Origin of the sequence: Kitasatospora sp. NPDC059088 (assembly GCF_042738155.1) — a bacterium.
Lineage (GTDB): Bacteria > Actinomycetota > Actinomycetes > Streptomycetales > Streptomycetaceae > Kitasatospora.
Window position 1 is genome coordinate 19,198 of the sequence record NZ_JBHYGR010000009.1, and the last position, 4,871, is coordinate 24,068.

Consider the following 4,871-nt stretch of genomic DNA (forward strand, 5'->3'; position numbering starts at 1 on the left):
GGGCGTTAAGAGGGGGGTATCCTAACTGTTCGGGGAGGCTTGGGGGCCCCGGGCCTTGTTATGGGCCGGCACCCCGGCGTAGGGGTGCCCGACCGGAGCGGGCACCGATCGTCGGGTACGGCAAGGTGGGTCCTTCCTACGGTGGTGATCGGCAAGGGAAGGACGGGGCGGCAGTGCTGGAGCACCTGAACCGGGCGATGGAGCACATCGAACGGCGCCTGGACCAGGAGATCGACGTGGCCGAACTGGCGCGGATCGCGATGACGTCGGAATACCACTTCCGGCGACTGTTCTCGATGCTCGCCGGGATGCCGCTGTCGGAATACGTACGGCGCCGGCGGCTGACCGTCGCCGGGGCGGAGGTCCTCGACGGCGGGCGGACGCTGCTCGACATCGCGGTCAGCTACGGCTACACCTCGGGGGAGGCGTTCGCCCGGGCGTTCCGGGCGATGCACGGGGTCGGGCCCGGAGAGGCCCGGCGCGAGGGTGCGGCGCTCATCTCCCAACCCCGGATGTCCTTCCGACTCATCGTGGAGGGAAGCAGCAGCATGGAGTACCGGATCGTCGAGAAGCCGGACTTCCGGATCGTCGGGAAGAAGGCCCGGGTCCCCCTGATCTACCTGGGGGTCAACCCGCACATCGCCGAGTTCATCCGGGGGTTGGGCGCGGAGACCGTCGAGCGGATCACCGCCCTGACGGCGAAGAACCCGCTCGGCATCGTGTCGGTGACGGACGACTTCTCGCCCAACCGGGAGGAGGGGTCCGAACTCGACTACTGGCACGCGGTGGTGGCGCGCGAGGACGCCGTCGTCCCGGACGACCTGGACGTCCTGCACGTCCCGGCCGGGACCTGGGCGGTGTTCACCAACCGCGGGCCGTTCCCGCAGGCCCTCCAGGAGATGTGGGGGGACACCTACAGCCAGTGGTTCCCCTCCAACCCGTACGAGACCCGGCCGGGTCCGGAGATCCTCCGGACCAGCTTCGTCCCGGGGACGGGCGACGCGGAGGCGGAACTCTGGCTCCCGGTGACGCGGGCGGTGCGGGGCTGACGGCCGGCAGGTGGCGGCTGACGGGTAACGGCCGACAGCCGACAGCTAACAGATGACAGAAAACAGATGACAGCTGACGGATAACAGATGTTGAAATCTGTCATCCGTCAGCTGTCTTTTGTTCGTCCGCCCCCGTTCGGCCCACCAGCGCCCGCCCCCGCCCCGCCGCGCCCCCCATGCTGGGGCGGGGGAGCAGGTGCCGCAGGGCGCTACCCGAGGAGTGGGATCACCGATGGCCAAGGCGTTCGGCTTCATCGATTACGGCGGACCGGAGACGCAGGAGTTCCTCGACCGCCCGGTGCTCGACCCCGGCCCGGGGCAACTGGCGGTCACCGTTCGGGCCGCCGGAGTCAACCCCGTGGACTGGAAGATCCGCCGGGGCTTCCTCGGCCGCGAGCGCCAACTCCCCGCCGTGATGGGCCAGGAGGCCTCCGGAGTGGTGCAGCGGATCGGTCCCGGGGTCACCGGCTTCACCCCCGGCGACGAGGTGTTCGGCCTCGCCGCCGCCGGCGCCTTCGCCGAACAGACCCTGCTGCGGGCCGAGTTGAGCGCCCTCAAGCCCGAGGGCGTCGGCTTCGACCTGGCCGCCACGCTCGGCGTCTCGGTCGCCACCGCCGATGACGCGCTGCGCCAACTCGCCCTCGGCGCCGGGCGTACGCTGCTGATCCTCGGGATCGCCGGCGGCGTCGGCAGTGCCGCTGCCCAGATCGCCCGCAGCCGGGGCCTGGTCGTGCTCGGCACCGCGAGCGATGCCAACCGGTCGTACGTGGAGTCCCTCGGCGCGACGCAGATCCGCTACGGCGACGGCGTCGCCGAGCGGATCGCCGAGGCCGCCCCCGACGGTGTCGACGGCATCCTCGACCTGGTCGGCGGCGACGCCCTACGGGCGGTGGCCGGAGTCCGGACCGACCGGACCGAGCTGGTCAGCACCGCCGACCCGGCCACCGCCGCCGAGCTCGGCGGCGCTTACGTCACCCGCTCGACCAGCTCCGAGACCCTGGCCGCCCTCGCCGCCCTGGTCGCCGCCGGCGACCTCGACCCCCAGGTCACCGGCCGCTACCCGTTCGGCCGCGCCGGCGAGGCGCTCGCCGAGGTCGAGTCCGGGCACACGCGCGGCAAGGTGGTGCTCGAAGTCTCCTGAGAGAGCAGAGCTTTGATGGCCAGTCAGGTCAAGGCGCCGCAACACAGCCCGAGCGTCCCCGAGAGCCGAGAACCGAGAGTCAAGGGCCGAGAGCCATGAAGCAGACCTCCGTCACCACCGATGCCCCCTGCTGGGTCGAGCTGGGCACCGACGACCCGGCCGCCGCCCGGGTCTTCTACGCCGAACTGTTCGGCTGGCGCCCCGAGAGCGGTGTCCGCCCCGAGGACGACGGCTACACCCAGATGTTCCTGGGCGAGGCCGCGGCCGCCGCCGTCACCCCGCGCTACGCCCCGCGGCAGCCGGTGGCCTGGACGGTCGCCATCGCGGTCGCGGACGCCGACGCCACCGCGGCGAGGGCCGAGGCGGCCGGCGGCAAGGTCCGCAAGGAGCCCACCGACGTGACGGACCTGGGCCGCTTCTCGGTGGTCGCCGACCCGTCCGGAGCCGTCCTCATCCTCTGGCAGGCCCGGGCCTTCGCGGGCGCCGGGGTGTTCAACGAGCCGGGCTCGCTGGGCTGGGTGGAACTGGCGACCCGGGACGCGGCCGGTGCGCGGGCCTTCTACCCGGCGGTCTTCGGCTGGTCCGTCGCGCCGTCCGAGCACTACACCCAGTGGGGCCTGGACGGTCAGGACTTCGGCGGCATGGTGGTGATGGACGACGGCTTCCCGCCGCAGGTGGCGCCGCACTGGCTGCCGTACTTCTCGGTCGCCGACGTGGACAACACCGTCGGCCGGGCGGTCGCGATGGGCGCGGACGTGCTGATGCCCGCCTATTCCATGCCGGGCCGGCGGATCGCCGTCCTGCGCGACGCCCAGGGCGCCCCGTTCGGCGTCTACACCGACGGCGAGGCCGGGGACGGCGGCGGGGGGCCCTGAACGGCCGGTCCTCCCGTCCGCCGACGGGCGGAGCGCGAACGCAGGTCGGCCGCTCCCGCGCCCGCCGTGACGAGCAGCGCGCCCAGCGGCACCACGTCGCCGATCCGGTCGTACCAGGTCAGCGTCCCGGGCGCGGTGAGCGGCAGCCGTACGGTCAGCGCGCCGGTGGAGTCGGTGCCGAGCCGGGCGAGCTGCCGGCCCTGGGCGTCGAAGGCGGCCGAGACGCCGGTCAGCGAGGCCTGGACGGCGGGGCGCCCGGTCTCGGCGGCCCGGATCGCGGCCAGCGAGACGTGCTGTTCGGGTGCCCAGGTGTGCTGGAAGGTCGAGGTGGAGGACTGGTAGACCAGCACCCGGGCGCCGTCCCGGGCGGCGGTGCGCGCCATGTCCGGGAAGGCCGACTCGAAGCAGATCAGCGCGCCGACCGGCAGCGGTCGGCCCGCCCGGTCGGTGGCGGGCAGTACGTGGAAGGCGGTGCCGGGGGCCCGGTTCTCGCCCGCGGCCCGGCTGACCCCGGCGATCCAGCCGAGGACGGGCCGCAGCGGGATGTACTCGCCGAAGGGCACCAGCCGGATCTTCCGGTAGCGGTCGACCACCCCCGCGGGGGAGACCAGCACCGCGTCCTTGGAGATCCGCCCGTCCGCCTTGCGGGCGTCCTCCCCGGCCATCACCTCGGCGCCGGTGGTGGCGGCGAGCCGGCGCAGCGCGTCCAGGGCGGCCGGGTCGCGGTCGAGGTCGGCGGTGGTGCTGCTCTCGCCCCACACCACCAGGTCGACCGGCTGCCCGACCAGGTCGGCGGTGGCCCGGACGCTCGCGTCGAAGCGGGCCTGCGGGGCCTCGACGACGCCGGGCTGGACGAGCGCCACGGTGACCGCCCCGGCCCCGACCGGTGCCGGGCGCAGCGCGAACAGCAGTGGTCCGGCGGCCAGCACCAGGACGGTGACCAGCGCCGCGACCGCCCGGGGCCGCCGGGGCACCGCCGTCAGGATGATCAGTACTCCGGTGTTGACGGCCGCCACCGCAGCGCTGACCAGCCAGATCCCGCCCGCCGAGGCGAGTCCGAGGACCGCCGGGTGCTGCCACTGGGTGGCGCCGAGCAGTGCCCACGGTCCGCCGAGCGCGTGCCAGGACCGCGCGTACTCGGTGCCCACCCAGACCGCGGGGACGACCAGCAGGGCGAGCAGTGCCCGGCGGGTGGTCGTCGGCGGGCGCAGCAGGCGGTGCACCGCGTACCCGACCGGCGCCTGCAGGGCCCCGAACAGCACGGCGAGTACGGGCAGCGCCGGTCCGACGGAGGGGACCAGCCAGTACATCGCGGTGAGGATGAAGCCCGCCCCGAACCACCACCCGCGCACTGCCGCCTCCCGCCCCGACGGTGCCCGTTGGGCGAGCAGCAGCCCGGGGACGAGCGCGACCCAGGCGAGCCAGGCCTGGCCGGGGGTCGGGAACGCGACCACCGGTACGGCTCCGGCCGCCAGTGCGGCGAGCCGCGCCCGGTGGCGGTGGCGGTGCGGTGCGTGCGGCTCCCGGGCGTCGGTCGGGGCCGTGCTCGGGACTGGGCCGGCGGTGCCGGTGCGGCGCGACATGCCCCGTATTGTCCGCTCGGGTGACGGCCGGTGCCAGATGGCGGTACGCGTGGTTGACGCCTGTCCTCGGAACGGTGCAGGTCGTTGGAACGAGCCGTTGGAACAAGCGGACGGATTCCCGTGACCGAACCGGGGGGGGGGGGGGGGGGGGCCGCCCCGCCCCGGGGCCGCCCCCCCCCCCGCCGCGGGGCGCCCCGCCCCCCCCCCCCCCCCCGCCACGCCG

Annotated in this window: 4 protein-coding genes; 3 read left to right on the plus strand and 1 reads right to left on the minus strand. The window is 74.4% G+C overall.

Translation table 11 applies throughout. The annotated features are described in order from the left end of the window. Positions 1-173: 173 nt before the first annotated feature. From ACFWXO_RS06515 to ACFWXO_RS06525, 3 genes are all read left to right on the plus strand, one after another. Positions 174-1,049: a GyrI-like domain-containing protein gene (locus ACFWXO_RS06515; protein WP_380522591.1), complete on the plus strand. Its 876-nt coding sequence runs from the start codon at positions 174-176 to the stop codon at positions 1,047-1,049. Between the two features lie 232 nt (positions 1,050-1,281). Then, positions 1,282-2,190, plus strand: coding sequence for an NADP-dependent oxidoreductase (locus ACFWXO_RS06520; protein ID WP_380522592.1), 909 nt, complete (start codon positions 1,282-1,284; stop codon positions 2,188-2,190). Between the two features lie 95 nt (positions 2,191-2,285). Then, positions 2,286-3,065, plus strand: coding sequence for a VOC family protein (locus ACFWXO_RS06525; RefSeq protein WP_380522593.1), 780 nt, complete (start codon positions 2,286-2,288; stop codon positions 3,063-3,065). Here the strand turns inward: ACFWXO_RS06525 and lnt are convergent. Beyond that, on the minus strand, positions 3,023-4,648 hold the full coding sequence (gene lnt, locus ACFWXO_RS06530) for an apolipoprotein N-acyltransferase (protein ID WP_380522594.1): 1,626 nt from the start codon (positions 4,646-4,648) through the stop codon (positions 3,023-3,025). The two genes, ACFWXO_RS06525 and lnt, sit on opposite strands and share 43 nt — an antisense overlap. Between the last annotated feature and the right edge of the window lie 223 nt (positions 4,649-4,871).

Excerpts from the sequence above, each read along its gene's own strand:
- lnt (WP_380522594.1), bottom strand. The coding sequence starts at position 4,648 with ATGTCGCGCCGCACCGGCACCGCCGGCCCAGTCCCGAGCACGGCCCCG.
- ACFWXO_RS06520 (WP_380522592.1), top strand. The coding sequence starts at position 1,282 with ATGGCCAAGGCGTTCGGCTTCATCGATTACGGCGGACCGGAGACGCAG.
- ACFWXO_RS06525 (WP_380522593.1), top strand. The coding sequence starts at position 2,286 with ATGAAGCAGACCTCCGTCACCACCGATGCCCCCTGCTGGGTCGAGCTG.